This window comes from Tomitella gaofuii, assembly GCF_014126825.1.
Taxonomy (GTDB): domain Bacteria; phylum Actinomycetota; class Actinomycetes; order Mycobacteriales; family Mycobacteriaceae; genus Tomitella; species Tomitella gaofuii.
Genome location: NZ_CP059900.1, coordinates 3,490,231 through 3,506,125 on the forward strand (window position 1 = coordinate 3,490,231; position 15,895 = coordinate 3,506,125).

The 15,895-nt window shown below is 72.3% G+C and carries 17 protein-coding genes; 3 read left to right on the forward strand and 14 right to left on the reverse strand.

The features are described from left to right. Nucleotides 1-48: 48 nt before the first annotated feature. The 8 genes from H4F70_RS16225 to H4F70_RS16260 all read right to left on the reverse strand — a co-directional run bounded on the left by H4F70_RS16225 (nucleotide 49) and on the right by H4F70_RS16260 (nucleotide 7,416). Nucleotides 49-1,059, reverse strand: coding sequence for a lysophospholipid acyltransferase family protein (locus H4F70_RS16225; protein ID WP_182357930.1), 1,011 nt, complete (start codon nucleotides 1,057-1,059; stop codon nucleotides 49-51). A 150-nt stretch (nucleotides 1,060-1,209) separates the two neighbouring features. Beyond that, nucleotides 1,210-2,271 (reverse strand): NAD-dependent epimerase/dehydratase family protein, encoded by a 1,062-nt coding sequence (locus H4F70_RS16230; protein WP_182357931.1) that lies wholly within the window; start codon nucleotides 2,269-2,271, stop codon nucleotides 1,210-1,212. Between the two features lie 213 nt (nucleotides 2,272-2,484). Continuing rightward, nucleotides 2,485-2,586, reverse strand: a complete 102-nt coding sequence (locus tag H4F70_RS16235) for a 30S ribosomal protein bS22 (protein WP_003402602.1) — start codon at nucleotides 2,584-2,586, stop codon at nucleotides 2,485-2,487. Between the two features lie 358 nt (nucleotides 2,587-2,944). Next, nucleotides 2,945-3,208: a helix-turn-helix domain-containing protein gene (locus H4F70_RS16240; RefSeq protein WP_182357932.1), complete on the reverse strand. Its 264-nt coding sequence runs from the start codon at nucleotides 3,206-3,208 to the stop codon at nucleotides 2,945-2,947. 207 nt (nucleotides 3,209-3,415) lie between these two features. Then, the gene (proC, locus tag H4F70_RS16245; protein ID WP_182357933.1) at nucleotides 3,416-4,243 is read right to left on the reverse strand and encodes a pyrroline-5-carboxylate reductase; all 828 of its coding nucleotides are present in this window, start codon (nucleotides 4,241-4,243) and stop codon (nucleotides 3,416-3,418) included. A gap of 89 nt (nucleotides 4,244-4,332) precedes the next feature. Next, nucleotides 4,333-5,178, reverse strand: coding sequence for a sugar phosphate isomerase/epimerase family protein (locus H4F70_RS16250; protein WP_235681161.1), 846 nt, complete (start codon nucleotides 5,176-5,178; stop codon nucleotides 4,333-4,335). A gap of 142 nt (nucleotides 5,179-5,320) precedes the next feature. Continuing rightward, on the reverse strand, nucleotides 5,321-6,466 hold the full coding sequence (locus H4F70_RS16255; RefSeq protein ID WP_182357935.1) for a hypothetical protein: 1,146 nt from the start codon (nucleotides 6,464-6,466) through the stop codon (nucleotides 5,321-5,323). Further along, on the reverse strand, nucleotides 6,463-7,416 hold the full coding sequence (locus tag H4F70_RS16260; RefSeq protein ID WP_182357936.1) for a Ppx/GppA family phosphatase: 954 nt from the start codon (nucleotides 7,414-7,416) through the stop codon (nucleotides 6,463-6,465). The genes H4F70_RS16255 and H4F70_RS16260 overlap by 4 nt, the downstream gene beginning before the upstream one ends. A 67-nt stretch (nucleotides 7,417-7,483) precedes the next feature. Between H4F70_RS16260 and H4F70_RS16265 the strand changes: the two genes are divergently transcribed. Beyond that, entirely contained in the window at nucleotides 7,484-8,272 is a 789-nt protein-coding gene (locus H4F70_RS16265; protein ID WP_182360463.1) for a DUF3109 family protein, read from the forward strand. Nucleotides 8,273-8,529: 257 nt separating this feature from the next. Continuing rightward, nucleotides 8,530-9,096: a hypothetical protein gene (locus H4F70_RS16270; protein WP_182357937.1), complete on the forward strand. Its 567-nt coding sequence runs from the start codon at nucleotides 8,530-8,532 to the stop codon at nucleotides 9,094-9,096. A gap of 120 nt (nucleotides 9,097-9,216) precedes the next feature. Here H4F70_RS16270 and H4F70_RS16275 read toward each other — a convergent pair whose 3' ends face one another. From H4F70_RS16275 to H4F70_RS16300, 6 genes are all read right to left on the reverse strand, one after another. Beyond that, nucleotides 9,217-9,909, reverse strand: coding sequence for a response regulator transcription factor (locus tag H4F70_RS16275; protein WP_182348003.1), 693 nt, complete (start codon nucleotides 9,907-9,909; stop codon nucleotides 9,217-9,219). Further along, entirely contained in the window at nucleotides 9,906-11,096 is a 1,191-nt protein-coding gene (locus H4F70_RS16280; RefSeq protein ID WP_182348078.1) for a sensor histidine kinase, read from the reverse strand. The genes H4F70_RS16275 and H4F70_RS16280 overlap by 4 nt, the downstream gene beginning before the upstream one ends. Before the next feature lie 75 nt (nucleotides 11,097-11,171). Further along, nucleotides 11,172-11,924, reverse strand: coding sequence for a phosphoglyceromutase (locus H4F70_RS16285; RefSeq protein ID WP_182348004.1), 753 nt, complete (start codon nucleotides 11,922-11,924; stop codon nucleotides 11,172-11,174). 8 nt (nucleotides 11,925-11,932) lie between these two features. After that, entirely contained in the window at nucleotides 11,933-12,589 is a 657-nt protein-coding gene (locus tag H4F70_RS16290; RefSeq protein WP_235681162.1) for a type III secretion system chaperone family protein, read from the reverse strand. Beyond that, nucleotides 12,586-14,007 (reverse strand): D-inositol-3-phosphate glycosyltransferase, encoded by a 1,422-nt coding sequence (gene mshA, locus H4F70_RS16295; RefSeq protein WP_182357938.1) that lies wholly within the window; start codon nucleotides 14,005-14,007, stop codon nucleotides 12,586-12,588. The genes H4F70_RS16290 and mshA overlap by 4 nt, the downstream gene beginning before the upstream one ends. Continuing rightward, nucleotides 14,004-14,882, reverse strand: coding sequence for an alpha/beta fold hydrolase (locus tag H4F70_RS16300; protein ID WP_182348006.1), 879 nt, complete (start codon nucleotides 14,880-14,882; stop codon nucleotides 14,004-14,006). Before H4F70_RS16300 ends, mshA begins: the two co-directional genes overlap by 4 nt. Before the next feature lie 95 nt (nucleotides 14,883-14,977). Here H4F70_RS16300 and H4F70_RS16305 point away from each other — a divergent pair, with 95 nt between their 5' ends. Continuing rightward, entirely contained in the window at nucleotides 14,978-15,862 is an 885-nt protein-coding gene (locus H4F70_RS16305; protein ID WP_182357939.1) for an SDR family oxidoreductase, read from the forward strand. Nucleotides 15,863-15,895: the final 33 nt, after the last annotated feature.

The window sequence follows — 15,895 nt, forward strand, 5'->3', positions numbered from 1 at the left end:
GCCCGACAGCATGCGGCGGGACAGCCCACGGCCGGGCCGACGCCGCCGTCAACCGAAGAAGACGTTCCGCCGCGTCGCGAGCAGCGTGTACAGCGTCTGCTGAATCCGCTCGCGCACCTGGTCGGTGAGGTCGAAGGTGATCATCGGGTCGTCGGCGGCCTGCTCGTCGTAGCCGTCGGTGGCGATGGGTTCGCCGAAGGCGATGTGCCATTTCGACGGCAGCGGGACGGCGCCCAACGGCCCGAGCAGCGGGAACAGCGGCGTGATCGGGAAGTACGGCAACCCCAGCAGCCGCGCGAGGGGCTTGATGTCGGCGAGCTTCGGGTAGATCTCCTCGGATCCGACGATGGACACCGGGATGATGGGCGCGCCGGTGCGCAGCGCCGAGGTCACGAAGCCGCCGCGGCCGAAACGCTGGAGCTTGTAGCGGTCCGCGAACGGCTTGCCCACGCCCTTGAACCCCTCCGGGAACACCGTGACCAGCGCGCCCTCCCGCAGCAGGCCGTCCGCGTCCGGGTGGCAGGCGAGCGTGTGCCCGGCCTTGCGGGAGAACGAGCCCAGCAGAGGCGTCTGGAATACCAGGTCGGCCGCGAGCATGCGGGTGGGCCGGTTCTGCGGGTGGTGGTCGTGCACGGCCACCGAGAGCATCAGGCCGTCTACGGGCACCGTGCCGGCGTGGTTGGCCACCAGCAGCGCCGCACCGTCCTCCGGCAGGTTCTCCACCCCGGACACCTCGACCCGGAACCACTTCTCGAACACGGGGCGCAGGGCGGGCAGGATCACCGACGAGTTCAGGTGCGGGTCGAAGCCGTAGTCGTCCACCTCGTAGTCGCCGGTCACGCGCCGGCGCAGGAACGTGAGGGCCTCTGCGATGTGGTCGGCCAACGCCGCGTGATCCGCCTCGCCGGACTGCCCGCCCGCGCGCAGCTGGTGCACCACCGGCGGGACGCCGGGGCCCCGCGCTCCGTCCGTCGACGCGCCCCGCGCCACGCCGCCGCGCCCCTCACCGCGCAGCGGAATGACCTTGGCCACCGCCGAATCCTCCACCTCGACTCCCATCGTCTCCGCTCCCGGCCTCCCGGCCGGTCGCGTTCCCTTCGCATGCGCCCCCGCGCACCACGTCCACGCTGTCACACCGCTTCCCCGCACCCTGCGGCGCACAACACCTTGCGGCGGCCCGGCGCCTCTGCCGACGCGGGGCCGTCCCGATCACACCGGCAGCCGTCGCGCCAGCGCGGTCAGCCGCTCCTCCCATCCGCGCACCACCGCCGGGTCGATCACCGGGTCCAGCGACCTGCCGCGGACGAAGTCGTCGAACGCGTCCACCGTGGACCAGCGCGGCGTGAATCCGAGCTCGGTGCGCATCCGCGTCGTATCGAGCACCACGCCCTGGCTCAGGAACCCGAGCTCCTCGTGCGAATAGTCCACCACCCGCGCGGCCCGCAGCGCCGAACCCACCACGCCCAGCATCGGCGACGGCAACGGGATGCCCAGCCGGCCCGCCCGCCGGACGGCCTGGGCGCCGGACATGGTGCCGTCGCCCGCGATGTTGAACGTGCCGTATGCGGGCGCGGCGACCGCGCACTCCAGCGCCCCCAGCGCGTCGTCCTCGTGCAGCAGTTGGATGCGCGGGTCGTATCCGAACACGCTGGGTACCAGCACCGCCCCGAAGTACCGCGTGAGCTCGGTGTCCATCCGCACGCCGATGAGCGGTGCGAAACGCAGGATGCTCACCTGCAGGTCGGAGCGGCGCCGACCCGCACCGCGCGCGTACGACTCGATCTCCACGCTGTCCCGGGAGAACCCGCCGCGCGGCGGGTTCTTCGGCGCCATCTCCTCACCGAAGCGCGCCGGATTGCGCGGGCTGTACCCGTAGACGGCCGACGTCGACCGCACCACCAACCGGCGCACCGTGGGAGCCTTCTGACAGGCGGCGAAAAGGTGCAGGGCGCCGATGACGTTCATGTCCTTCATCACCGCGCGCCCGCCGGCCTCCCCCGGCCGGGAGTGCACGTCGGTGTGGACGACCGTGTCCACCTCCGCGCCGCGGATGATCTTGCCGATCATCGGATTGCGGATGTCCGCCCGCACGAACTCCGCGCGGCCCAGCCGTCGGAGCATGTTCTTGCTGGGCGCGAGGCAGTCGACGGCGATGACGCGCTCGATCGTCGGGTGGGCGGCCAGCATGGCTGCGAGGGAACCGCCGAGAAAGCGGCTGGCTCCCGTCACGAGTACCGCCCTGGGCTCGCGCGGCGCGTCGGATTCACTCATCAGGTACAGAATAGCGGCCGCAGCGCGACGGCGGCCATATCCCGCCCGCTACCGGACGTGCATCACATTCCGCGCGGGTTCGCACCGGCGGGCCCGCACGGCAAAGCCGACCCGAAACGACCGGCGGCCCGGTCCACGATGGTGGACCGGGCCGCCGGAGCAGCGCGCGGCTGTCGATGCGCGACCGGACGCTCTACCGCCGGTGCGCGCGGATCACTTGCCGAGTTTGCGACGCTGCACCCGGGTGCGACGAAGCAGCTTGCGGTGCTTCTTCTTCGACATGCGCTTGCGGCGCTTCTTGATCACTGAACCCATACCGGGAATCCTCACTGCCTAGTACCTGGGGACCCGCACCGGTGCGGCGACCCTCGTGCACGAATCCATCGAGCGGACCCCGTGCTGCCGTGGCCGCGCACAGCGCCGGGCGCTGAGCGCGGCAAGCACGTGGTCCGGCGTCCTCTCCGGTGCACCGATCACTCGGTGACGCACCTGCCCGCGGGGCACCCGGCCCCACGCGACGCCCGCCGACAGCAGCCGAGGAAACCTCTCCACGGCACGACAATCGACAATGCTACCGCCGCGCGGACCGACCCTCGAACCGAGGTGCCGACGGGCGCCGGATCGCGCCCGCGCCGGCCCTGCTCCCGGACCTTCGGGACCCGATCCTGCCGTTCTAGCCGACGTCGAAGTACGACGACTGCAGATACTCGTGCACCGCCTTGGCGGGCACCCGGAACGAGCGCCCCACCCGCACCGACGGCAGTTCACCGCCGTGCAGGAGCCGATACACGGTCATCTTCGACACGCGCATCATCGTCGCCACCTCCGCGACGGTCAGGAAATTGGTGCCCGCCAGCGACGCCGGCTCTCCGGCGTCCGAGGAGCCCTGCGAGGCAGGCTTCGCCCCTCCGGCGGGCGGCTTGTCAGATGACGCCATTGGTTCACATCCTCCGGCACGCGTCGCGCCGCCGGCTTCCCCTCCGGCGGACCTGACACGCACGTGCTACCCCGCAGCCTAACGGTAATCGTGGTGTCGCTGCGACGCGTGTGACGAATCCGCGGTGAATGCCCTGCTCGGCGGGGTCACGGCGGGATCACGGCCCGGCCACCGCACGGCCTCGGGAGGCGGCGTCCCCGCGTCGGATCAGGAGCCGTCCTCCTGCACCGCACCCAGCGCCGCGGAGCGGTCGCGCACCACCGCCATCGCCTCGAAGAACGCCGAGCGCAGGCCGTCCTTCTCGAACTGCCGGATCGCCGCCGCGGTGGTGCCGCCGGGCGACATGACGGCGGCGCGGAGCTCGGTGGCGGTCTCCCCGGACTCGGCGAGCATCGCGCCCGCGCCGACGAGCGTCTGGATCGCCAGATCGCGGGCGACGGGCCGGGTGAGCCCCAGCGCGACCCCCGAATCGACCATGGCCTCGATCGCCAGGAAGAAGTACGCGGGCCCCGAGCCGGAAACCGCCGTCACCGCGTCCATCGACGACTCCTTGACCCGGCGGACCATGCCGACGGCGCCCATGAGCTCCTCGACCAGATCCATGTGCACGGCGGTGGCGTGCCGGCCCGGCGTGATGGCGCTGGCGCCCTGCCCCACGAGCATCGGGGTGTTGGGCATCACGCGCACCACCGCGGTGCCGGCGGGCAGCAGCTGCTCGAACCGCGCCGTGGTGATGCCGGCGGCCAGCGACACGATGAGCTGGTCGTCGTCGCTGGTCTCCTGGTACTCGGCCACCTCCGCGAGGACCGAGTCCACATCGTTGGGCTTGACGGCCACGACGAGCACGGCGGCCCCCTCCGCGGCGTCCGCGATGCTCTGGGTGACCCGGATGCCGTACTCCGAGGCCAGCTCACGGCCGCGAGCCTCGAAGCGCTCCGTGATCACCAGGTCACGCGCCTGCCTTCCACCCGCCAGCAGGCCCGACACCAGTGCTTCACCGATCCGGCCGCCGCCGACCACAGCAATTCTCGTCATGCCCCTCAGCCTGCCACGCGCGCCGCGGATCCATGCGGCCGCCCGCGCGACCGGTCCACGCCGCGCCGGCCGGTGGAATCCGCCGCGGGTCAGTCGGCGCGCTGCGGGCGCGGGCGCGCCAGGTGCGTGCGGGCGAACGCCAGCGAATCCGCCAGCACGGCCGCCCGCTCGTCGCGCGTGCGCACGTTCTGCGTCGTGATCTCCAGCACCACCTGACCGGCGAAGCGCTGCGCCGCAAGCCGCCGGCACAGTTCCGCGCAGGGCTGGTCGCCCGCGCCCGGCGGCAGGTGCTCGTCCGTGTACGCGCCGCGGCCGTCCGCCAGGTGTACGTGCGCCAGCCCGTCGCCCATCCGGTCCGCCAGCTCCAGCGCGTCCATGCCCGCGGTGGCCGTATGCGACAGATCCAGCGTGAAGTGCCGGTGGTCCACCTCCGTCGGATCGTGTCCGGGCGCGAAGGCCGAGATCGCCGCCCCCGCGCCCCCGCGCTTGCGGAGCCGCTGGACCGAACCCTCCTTGTTGCTCATGAACCGGTCCGCCCGGAACGGATACATGTTCTCCACCGCGACGACGATGCCGTGCGTGTCCTCCAGCCTGGCCACCTGCGCGGCGAAACCGCGCGCGTAGGCGCGCTGCCAACGGAAAGGCGGATGCACCACCACCGTCGTCGCCCCCACCTGGCGCGCCACCTGCACCGCCCGGTCCAGGCGAGGGATGGGGTCCGAGCCCCACACCCGCTGCGAGATGAGCAGGCACGGCGCGTGCAACGCGAGCACCGGGACCTGGTGGCGGTCTATCAGCGCCGACACCGCGTACGGGTCCTGGCTGGCGGCCTCCGCCCACACCATGAGCTCGATGCCGTCGAAACCCAGCTGCGCGGCGTACTGGAACGCGCTCTCGGTGGTCTGCGGATACACCGACGCGGTCGACAATCCCACCGGAATCCCCCGGCCCTTCACCACCGCGCCTCCCCCGTCTGCGCTGCGCCGGGCCTCCCCGTTCGGTGGACATCTGGTCGATTTCCGGCGGAGATGCGACCACATGTCCACCCGACGCGGGGGCGGGGCCCGGCGGCGCGGGTCATTGCGTGCTCAACACGAACGCGAGCGGCCCCAACGTCACCACCACGCCCACGACCATCGCGAGAAGCAGGCTGATGATGTCGTCGGTCTTGCGCAGGATGCGGACCACCGCCACCAGACCTAGGATCACGAGCACGGACAGGACCAACGCCACATACGGCAGCGAGTCCCACAGTTTCTCGAACCCCTTGAACACCGCGGCGCCCACCGCGACGCCGACGATGACCTGCAGCGCCAGGCCGGCCCACTGGCGCACCGCGCCGCGGTTCCCGCCCTGTTCCGCAGCGTCCGTGTCCTCGGTATCCGGGGCGGCGACGTCCGCGTCTTGCGCGACGGCGGGATCGGCCACCGCGTCCTCCGCCGCAGGCTCGGCCACCGGGATCACCGCGGTGGCCGTCGCCCCGGGCTCGCCGCCGATCGCCTCGACGGGGGCGTCGCTGCGCGCGAGCATCTCCGCGACGGTCGGCGTGCCGCCCGCGGACTCCGGCGCGCCACCCGCCCACGGTTCCAGGTCCGGCCCGGCGCCCGGGACCGTGTCCGGCTCGGATTCCTGCACGGACGCGACGCCCGCGGTTTCCTCGTCGGCGTCCGCATCGGCCACTTCTCCGAAGTCGGCGCCGTCCACCGGCTCGGCGTCGTAGTCAGCGTCGACGTCCGGCTCGGCGTCGTACTCGGCATCGCCCACCGGCTCAGAGTCGTCAGAGTCGACGTGCGCATCGGCGCCGGCCTCCGCGTCGTGCTCGGCCTCCGCGTCCGGCTCCGCGTCGTGCTCGGCTTCCGCGTCCGCCTCAGCGCCGTCCGCCTCGCCGTCGGGTGCGGGCTCCGCCGCACCGTCCTCCTCGGCCGGGACCTCGCTCTCAGCGGCGTCCACGTCGGTCTCCGCGGCGCTCTCGGCGTCGCGCGCGTCCTGACGGTCGACCTGCGCGTCCTCGCGTTCGCGGTCGACACGGTCCTCGGCGACCGGCTCGCGGATCACCGGGATCTCGCCGGTCAGCTCGGCGACGGAGATGCCGCCCGCACGCTCGCCACGGTGATGCCTGCGTGACCGCCCGCCGTCGCTCGAGCCCCCGCTGCCGGAGGCGTTGCGGGCGAGCAGTTCGGCAACGGTCACCGGCCGGCTGCTCGTCCCCGGCTGTTCGCTCATCGTGCACCCACCAACAGTTCGCCACCCATCTCGGTATCGAGCCGGCGCAGGATCAGACCCTCACGCAACGCCCACGGACATATCTGCAGCTGGTCCACCGACAGAGCACGCATGCTCGCCTCCGCGACGAGCGCCCCGGCAACCAGTTGCGGCGACCGGTCGGCGCTGACGCCTTCGAGCTCCGCACGGTCCGCTGCAGTCATCCTAGAAATAAACGCGATCAGTTGCCGAAGACCGCTGGCCGTCAGCGTCCGTGTCACGCGCGGGCCGGCGCTCGACGGCGCGGCGCCGGTGAGCCGCGCCAGCGTCCGGAAGGTCTTGGACGTGCCGACGCACAGGTCCGGCGCACCCGCTTTGAGCAGCTGTTTCGACGGGTCCGACAGCTCCGCGTCGAGCCAGTCCCGCAGCGCCGCGACACGCCGTTTGCCGGGCGGATCGGACCCGAACCAGTCGCGGGTGAGACGTCCCGCACCCAACTGCAGCGAGTACGCCAGGTCCGGGTCCTCGTCGACGCCGTTGCACAGCTCCAGCGACCCGCCGCCGATGTCGAAGTTCATGATGCGCCCGGCGCTCCACCCGTACCAGCGGCGCACCGCCAGGAACGTGAGGCGGGCCTCGTCGACGCCGCCGAGGACGCTCAGCTCCACCCCGGTCTCCTCCAGGACACGCCCCAGGACCTCTTCCGAGTTGACCGCGTCGCGCACGGCGGAGGTGGCGAAGGCCATCATCTCGCCGCACCCCGACGAGCGGGCGATGCCGGAGAACTCGGCGACCGCGGCGATGAGGTCGTCGGTGACATCCGGGTGCAGACGGCCGTCCTCGGTCATCCGCTCGGCCAGCCGCAGCGCCACCTTGGACGAGCTCATCGGCGTGGGGTGCCCACCGCGATGCGCGTCCACCACCACCAGGTGGACGGTGTTGCTTCCTACGTCGAGTACTCCGAGTCGCACACCGTCCAACCTAGCGGGTCTACGGTGGGGACCTGTGACGCACGGACCCCGCACCCGCAGTGACGACCTGCCGCCCGCGGTGGAAGTGAAACCGGACTTCCCGCGCGAGTGGGTCGAGTTCGTCGACCCGGCCGACCCGGATCACCTGGTGCGTGCCGACATGACCTGGCTGTTGTCGCGGTGGACGTGCGTGTTCGGCACTCCCGCCTGCCGCGGCATCCTCGCCGACCGGCCGGACGACGGCTGCTGCTCGCACGGTGCCTTCCTCAGCGATGACGACGACCGCGCCCGTCTCGACGCCGCCGTCGCGGACCTCACCGACGAGGACTGGCAGCTGCGCGAGCGGGGCCTGGGCCCGGACGGATACCTGGTGGAGGACGAGGTGGACGACGAGCCCGCGCTGCGCACGCGGCGGCACGACGGCGCCTGCATCTTCCTGAACCGGCCCGGTTTCGCCGGCGGCACCGGGTGCGCGCTGCACCGGATGGCGCTGCGCACCGGCCGGCTGCCTATGGAGGTCAAGCCCGACGTGTGCTGGCAGCTGCCGGTCCGCCGCACCCAGGACTGGGTGGAGCGCGCAGACGGCGAGCAGGTGCTGGTCTCGACCATCGGCGAGTACGACCGGCGTGGCTGGGGCCCCGGCGGCGCCGACCTCGACTGGTACTGCACCGGCGACCCCGCCGCCCACGTCGGCGCGCGTGCGGTGTGGCAGTCGTACGCCCCGGAGCTGACGGAGCTGCTCGGTGCGGCCGCCTACGCGGAGCTGGCGCGACTGTGCGCCCGGCGGGCCGACCTGGGCCTCGTGGCCGTCCACCCGGCGACGGCCGCGACCATGGACGGCCGGCCGGCAAACTGAGAGCGGTCGAAATGGACGAATGTCCTGATCCCATTGACTGATTCTCATTGTTTTATTCACCCTCGTCAAGGAATGCGCCGCGACAGCCGATCCGCTGGCGGTTTTCAGCGGGTTCTCAGCGTTTGTTAACACTCCGGCGAATGGCCGCGATGACCCGTATGAGTGACAGCTTGAACGGCTCTCCGCGCACTTTGCGCCAGCAGTGAATCACCGATTGCACGCGAGTGACCGTTCCTCGGACAGAAGGGCCACTGATTATGAAGAAGACGATGAAGAAGGTCGTGACGGCGGCCGCCGCCACCGCAGCAGCCGGCGGAATGGCCCTGGCCATGGCACCCGCCGCCAGCGCGAGCACTGTCGGTGAACTGCCGGTGGCCCCCGGGTTCACCAACGTGACCGACCAGGTCACCCCGTACGACGCTCCCGGCGCGTTCAATCCCGGCCCCGGGGCGGTCCTCGTCAGTCCCGCGTACGGTACCGCGACCGTGGTCGCGTGCCGCGTCGACGCGGCCAACATCTGGCGGGATTGCCATCAGCGCGGCTGGGCCGGCGAATGGCACCAGGTTCACTACGTCGCCAATGTGAACGGCCACCCCACTTTCGTCACCGTGGACCTTCCGCAGGGTTCCAGCGTTCCGCAGCTCCCCGTCATTGAACTGCCGGCCGGAAGCGTTTCGGGCAGCCTCGTCAACATCATGGGCGGCCTCGGCGCCGGCTCCACCGGCTCGGGCGGCGGCGGCGCCCAGGGCGGCCTGAACCTCAACCTCGGCGGCAGCCTCGGCGACATCGGCCTCGGCCTGCAGGGCGGCGTCGGCAGCTCCTGAGCGGCCTCCCTGCACGAGAGAGGACCCCGCAGCGGTACAGCTGCGGGGTCCTCTCGTCGTCTCCGGCCGGGCGGGCCATGCCCCGCCGACTCGCGTCCCGTCAGAGGCAGGGCGCGCCGCTCACTCCTCCAGCTTGTAGCCGAGGCCGCGCACCGTCACCAGGTGCCGGGGCTTGCCCGGGTCCTGCTCGATCTTGGCGCGCAGCCGCTTGACGTGCACGTCGAGCGTCTTGGTGTCGCCCACGTAGTCCGCGCCCCACACCCGTTCGATCAGCTGCTGCCGGGTGAGCACCCGGCCGGCGTTGCGCAGCAGGAACTCGAGCAGTTCGAACTCCTTGAGCGGCGGCGCGATCTCCTCGCCGCCCACGGTCACCACGTGCCGCTCCACGTCCATGGCCACCGGCCCGCACGTGAGCATCGCGTCGTCGTAGCCGTCGTCCTCCACCGCGGGCTCGGTACCGCGGCGCAGGACGGCGCGGATGCGGGCGATCAGCTCGCGCGCCGAGTACGGCTTGGTGACGTAGTCGTCGGCCCCGATCTCCAGGCCCACCACCTTGTCGATCTCGCTGTCGCGCGCCGTCACCATGATCACCGGCACCGACGACTTGGCCCGCAGCTGCTTGCACACGTCGTTGCCGCTCATGCCCGGCAGCATCAGGTCCAGCAGGACGATGTCCGCGCCATCACGGTCGAACGATTCCAGCGCGGACGGCCCGTCCACGGACACGGTAACCTCGAAGCCCTCCTTGCGGAGGAGGAAGGCGAGCGGCTCGGCAAGCGATGGCTCGTCCTCCACGATCAGCACTCGGTTCACCGACGGATGTCCTCTCTATGGTCGGGGTCGGGCCGTGGGGGCCCCGGCGGAGTCTGCAGCGCGGACGGTTCGCCCGTGCGGTCCGGGATGTGTGCGGGCAGCTCCAGCGTGAAGGTGGACCCCGTGCCGGGCTTGCTCCACAACCGGATGCGGCCATTGTGATTGATGGCCACGTGCTTGACGATGGCCAGCCCCAGGCCCGTGCCGCCCGTCTCACGTGAGCGCGCCTTGTCGACGCGGAAGAACCGCTCGAACACGCGCTCCTGGTACTTGGGGGCGATGCCGATGCCGTGGTCGGTGACGCTGATCTGCACCTGGCCCCGCCGCAGGGCGCGGCTCACGGCCACAGGGGAACCTTTGGGCGAGTAGTTGACCGCGTTGGAGATGAGATTGGTCAGCGCCGTCGTCAGCAGCATCTCGTCGCCGAGCACCCGCAGGCCGCTCGGCGCGTCCGTGGTGATCTCGATCTCCGCGGCGTCGGCGGTGAGCGCCGCGTTGTCCATGGCGGCCGCGATGATCGCGTCGACGTCGACCTCTTCGAGGTTGGGCAGCTTCTCCGCGCCCTGCAACCGCGAGAGCGCGATCAGCTCGGAGACCATCGCGCCCAGGCGGGTCGCCTCGCCCTGCACCTTCTGTCCGAAGTGCCGGACCGTCTCCGGGTCGTCCGCCGACTCGAGCAACGCCTCCGCCAGCAGCCCCATGGCGCCGACGGGCGTCTTGAGTTCGTGGCTGACGTTGGCGACGAAGTCCCTGCGCGCGGACTCCATGCGGACGATCTCGGAGTCGTCGTCGGCGAACAGCAGCGCGTAGCGGCCCACCCTGTCGTCGAGCACGCGCGCCTGCCCGCGCACCGACATGGACCGCCCCTGGCTGCGCTGGTCGCCCATCAGGTCGAAGTCCACCGGGTGCCGCTCGGAGAGCACCTTGCGCGCCGCCGCCCAAGCCCGGTCGTCGAGCTCGTCGTCCTCCACCAGGCCCAGCTCGGTGGCCCGCCGGTTGAACAGGACGATGTCGCGCTTGCCGTCGACCACCGCGATGCCCGTGGGCGAGTCGTCCACCACCAGCTCGAGCAGCTTCGACGGCGACGGTCCGTGGGTGAGGTAACGGCGCCGGTCGATCCACTCACGTACGCGCGGCCCCGCCGCCACCCCGGCCGCGGCGCCGATCGCGATCCCGGCCACCAGCATCGGCGCCTTCACCCCCGGTTCCCCGCGTGCCGGGGGTGCGCTGCGCGCATCGGCTGTTTCCGCGTCACGGCCGCGTCACTTGCCCTGGCCGGCGACGGCGGCGGCACCGGCCGCGGCGGCCTCCGGGTCCAGGTACTCGCCGCCGACCGTGACCGGTCGCAGCGCGCCGCCCTCGTCGGTGAGGTCGTAGCGCAGGGGGATGCCGGTGGGGATGTTCACGCCCGCGATGTCCTCGTCGGAGATCCCGTCGAGGTGCTTGACCAGCGCCCGGATCGAGTTGCCGTGCGCCGCGACGAGCACCGTGCGGCCGGCGCGCAGGTCCGCGGCGATCTCCGCCTCGAAGTACGGGATCAGACGTTCGACGACGTCCTGGAGGCACTCGGTCATGGGGACCGCATCCAGGTCGGCGTAGCGGGGGTCCGTGTCCTGGCTGAACTCGCTGCCGGCTGCGATCTGCGGCGGCGGGGTGTCGTAGCTGCGGCGCCACAGCATGAACTGGTCCTCGCCGAATTCGGCCTTGGTCTCCGCCTTGTTCTTGCCCTGCAGCGCGCCGTAGTGCCGCTCGTTCAGGCGCCAGTCGCGCTTGACGGGGATCCAATGCCGGTCCGCGGCGTCCAGCGCCAGGTTGGCGGTGGTGATGGCACGGCGCAGCAGCGACGTGTAGAGCACGTCCGGGAGCAGGCCGTGCTCCACCAGCAGCTCGCCGCCGCGGCGTGCCTCGGCGGTGCCCTTGTCCGTGAGCGCGACATCCACCCAGCCGGTGAACAGGTTCTTTGCGTTCCAATCGCTCTCGCCGTGGCGGAGCAGCACCAGGGTTCCCATAGTCATGGCGACGATTATCCCAGGTCCTGCCCGTCGCCCGAACCAGGACCCGACGCCGGCCCCGACCCTGCCTCGGTCACCACGTTCCGCGGGGGGTCGCCGGCCCGGCCGATCTCGCCGCGCGCGGCCGCCGCCCGGTCCTCGTCGGTGACCAGATGCTCGAACGCGGCGAGGTTGCGCAACGACTCGCCGCGCACCGTGCGCCAGCGCCATTCACGCCGGATCGACGTGTGGAATCCGAGCTCGAGGATGGTGTTGAAGTCGCCGTCCGCCGCCTCGAGAACCTGGCCCAGCACGCGGTCGAGCTCGTCCGGTCCCAAGGCGTCCGTCGAGATGCGGCCCACCAGGTAGATGTCGCCGATCTTGTCGATCGTGTAGTGCACGCCGAACAGGTGCCGGTTGCGCCGCAGCAGCCACTTGTACACGGCCGCATGGTCCTCGTCCGGGTGCCGGGCCACGAACGCCTCCACCCGCACCCCGTGCACTCCGACGGTGAGCAGGCAGGTGGTCTTCAGCTTGCGCTCGCCGGGCAGTGTGAGGACGAAATGCGGCCCCTCCGGGCGCGTGTAGTCGATGCCGGAAGCGTCGAGCGCGGCGCCGATCAACGCGACGGCGTCGTCGACCGTCCGCGTCCCTGTCCCGGCCTCGCCGTCCATGCCGTGCCTGCTCATGCCGTCACCTCCCGCAATCGCCGCCGGCCCGCGCCGGCCTCCCGGTCCTGCCCGTGCTGGTCCTGCCCGTGCTCGTCCTGGCCGGGGCGTCCCGCCACCTGCCCCGCGATCTGCGCGTCCCAGTCGAGCATGGCACGCCGGTATGTGCTGCGCAGCCCCTCCGCGGTGTGGCTCCAGGAGAACGCCGCCGCATGCCGGGGCGCCGCGGCCGCCATCCGCGCGCGCAGCCGCGGCTGCCGGATCAGCGATTCCAGCGCCGCCGCCCACCGGTCGATGCCGTGGCCGTCGACGAGGATGCCGGTCTCGCCGTCGCGCACCGCCACGCCGAGCCCGCCGACGCGCGCCGCCACCACCGGCACCCCGCACGCCTGCGCCTCGATCGCCACCAGCCCGAACGACTCCGAGTGGCTGGGCACCGCGACGACGTCCGACGCGCGGTACACCTGGGCGAGCCGGTCCGGCGGCTGCGGCGGCAGGAAGGTGACCCGGTGGGCGATGCCCAGCTCCGCGGCCAGCGCCATCAGCGATTCCGGCCGGCGCAGCCCGCTGCCCGACGGCCCGCCGACGACGAGCACGCGCAGATTCGTTTCGGGTTCCTGTTCGAGGACGCGCGCCGCGGCCCGCACCAGGACGTCCGGCGCCTTGAGCGGTTGGATGCGCCCCACGAAGGTCACCACCGTCTCGGCCGGGTTCAGGCCCAGCTCGGCACGCGCTGCGGCGGTGTCGCCCGGCCGGTACCTGCGCAGGTCCGCGCCGGGCGCGATGACGTCGACGCGGTCCGGGTCGGCGTCGTGGATCGCGATGAGCTGGCGGCGTTCCTCCGCCGTGTTGGCGACCAGGCGGTCGGCCTCGGCCACCACCTGCTGCTCGCCGATCCGCCGCGAGAGGGGCTCGGGCACGTCGCCCGCCGCCAGCGCCGCGTTCTTCACCGCGGCGAGCGTGTGCGCCGTGTGCACCAGCGGCACCGCCCACCGGTCGCGGGCCAGCCAGCCCACCTGGCCGGACAGCCAATAGTGCGAATGCACCAGGTCGTAGTACCCGGGCGCATGCTGGGCCTCCGCCCGCAGCACCCCGGCGGTGAACGCGCACAGCTGCGTCGGCAGGTCGCGCTTGTCCAGCCCCTCGAAGGGCCCCGCCACGACGTTGCGCACCAGCACGCCCGGCGCGGCCTCCTCCACCGGCGGGAGGTCCGACCGCGTGGCGCGCGTGAAGATCTCCACCTCCACGCCCCGGCGTGCCAGCTCGCGGGCCGTCTCGAGCACGTAGACGTTCATGCCGCCGGCGTCGCCCGTGCCCGGCTGGTTGAGCGGCGAGGTGTGCAGCGAGAGCACGGCCACCCGGCGCAGCTCCCGGTGCCCCGCCGCGCCACCGGGAAAGGACGCGCCGCCGGGGAGGGGGAAGGCGCCGCCCCCCGTCATCGACCGCCCCCGGCGCCGTCGAGCACGTCGATGAACTCGTCGATCTCGCTGATGAACCGCCCCTCGTTCTCGATGAACGGCGCGTGCCCGCCGCCCTCCCAGAACGATGGCCGCACCTGTGGGATCGTCGCCAGCGCGTGCTCGGCGGCGCTCGGGTCGACGATGCGGTCGTCCGTGCCGTGCATCACGAGCACCGGGATGTCCAGGGACGCGAGCATCTCGTCGTGCCCCGAGTTGCGGTTGAACAGCGCCGTGCGCACCCGCGGCGGCGTGCCCAGCGCCAGCGCCAGCAGCGCCTGTTCGCGTTCGCCCTTGCCGTGCACCTCGCCGTGGAAGGCCGACGTGAGCTCGATCATCGCGGGAACGGCCACCGCGGCGTCCGTGGCCAGCACGGACGGCATCGCGGTGCGCATGGCCTTGCCCACGCGGCCGCCCTTCTGCCCGCGGCCGATCCCCGTGAGCGCGCCCACCAGGATCAGCCCACCCACGGTGCCGTCCGCCGCGGCGCCGCGCTCGTTGTCGAGAAAGTCGCAGCACACCAGCCCGCCGTAGGACCAGCCCAGCAGCACCGCGCCGGCCCCCGCGCCGATCCCCTCCGCGTCCAGGACGGCACGCAGATCGCCCGCCCACAGCGACGGATCGTCGTACGCGTCCTCGGGGGCGTCGGAATAGCCGTGGCCGCGCAGGTCCACCGCGATCACGCGGTACTGGCGGGTGAGCGCCGCGAGCACGTTGGGCCCCCAACAGGCGGACGACTGTGCCCATCCGTGCACCAGGATCAGCGGGCGCGCGCCGACCCGGCCGTCGGCTCTGTAGACGATGCGCGTCCCGTCCGACGCAACCACCTGCCGGACCGCAGCACTGTGCTCTGCCATGGCCCCCAGAGTATGCCCGCGCAGCAACCCCGGCCGCCCGCGGGTGAGACATCGCACCGGCCCCGCCGCGGCGGCCCGGCGATTAGGGTCGGGGCATGGCATCAGATCACCCTGCTTCACGCACCGGCGGCCCCGCGTCCGGTGCCGGCCCAGGCGGCCCGGCCGCGCACGAGGAACTCGCCCGCGGCGTCGACGCGACCACCGAGCAACAGCGTGCGGACCAGCAGCGGGCGGACGGGGCGGCCGGGCGCCGCCGGACCGCCGTCGTCACCGGCGCGAGTTCCGGCATCGGCGAAGCCTGTGCCCGCGCCCTCGCCGCGCAGGGGTTCGACGTGGTCCTCGGCGCCCGCCGCACCGACCGCATCGACGCGATCGCCGCCGAGATCGGCGGCCGCGCGCACCGGCTCGACATCACCGACCAGGACTCCGTCGACGCGTTCGCCGCGGCCGCCGGACCGGTGGACGTGCTCGTGAACAACGCCGGCGGCGCCAAGGGCCTGGCCCCCGTCGCGGAGGCCGACCTGGACGACTGGCGCTGGATGTGGGAGACCAACGTCCTGGGGACCCTGCGCGTCACCAAGGCGCTGCTGCCCAGGCTGATCGACTCGGGCGACGGGCTCGTCGTCACCGTCACCTCGGTGGCCGCGCTGAGCTCCTACGACGGCGGTGCCGGGTACACCTCCGCCAAACACGCGCAGGCCCTGCTGCACCGCACGATGCGCGGCGAACTGCTGGGCAAGCCGGTGCGCTTCACCGAGATCTGCCCTGGAATGGTCGAAACCGAGTTCTCCCTGGTGCGATTCAAGGGCGACGCCGAACGCGCCGACAACGTCTACGCGGGGGTCACCCCGCTGGTGGCCGAGGACATCGCCGACATCGTCGTGTTCGCCGCCACCCGCCCGTCGCACGTGGACCTCGACCAGATCGTGGTGCGGCCGCGGGACCAGGCGCACGACGGGCGGGTCAACCGGCGGATCTGAGGCCGGCGGGCGGCGGCCGACGGGCCGCGCCAC